Annotated in this window: 1 pseudogene; it reads right to left on the reverse strand. The window is 57.3% G+C overall.

Annotated features, from left to right (window positions below):
- A pseudogene (locus CBF90_RS16415) lies at positions 1 to 433 on the reverse strand (excinuclease ABC subunit A); the annotation flags it as partial.

Genomic DNA, 433 nt, shown 5'->3' on the forward strand with positions numbered 1-433 from the left:
CCATTGGGACAAGCCATTTTCTCCGAGAACCTGCGGGTACGGTGAGGGTCTGAGTCCTCAAGGCTGATGAAATCAAAGACCACCACGCCGTCGGCAAGCTGAAGCGCCGTTTCCACGGAGTCAGTGAGGCGCTGGCGCTGCGTGGGTTTAACCTGCAGGCGATCCACCACTACATCAATGTCGTGTTTGATCTGCTTTTCTAGTTTCGGCGGGTTGCTGAGCTGATGAACCTCACCGTCAACTCGAACCCTGGAGTAGCCCTGCGCTGCCAGGTCCGCAAACAAATCCACAAACTCGCCCTTGCGGGTACGCACCACCGGTGCCAGCACCTGGAACTTCAGTCCCTCCTCCATGTCCAAGATCTGATCCACAATCTGTTGCGGAGTTTGACGCTCAATCACCGCATCGCACTTCGGGCAGTGTGCCGTACCCG

The sequence above is a fragment of the Microbacterium sp. AISO3 genome, assembly GCF_002204305.1.
In the GTDB taxonomy this organism is placed as follows: Bacteria; Actinomycetota; Actinomycetes; order Actinomycetales; family Microbacteriaceae; genus Microbacterium; species Microbacterium arborescens.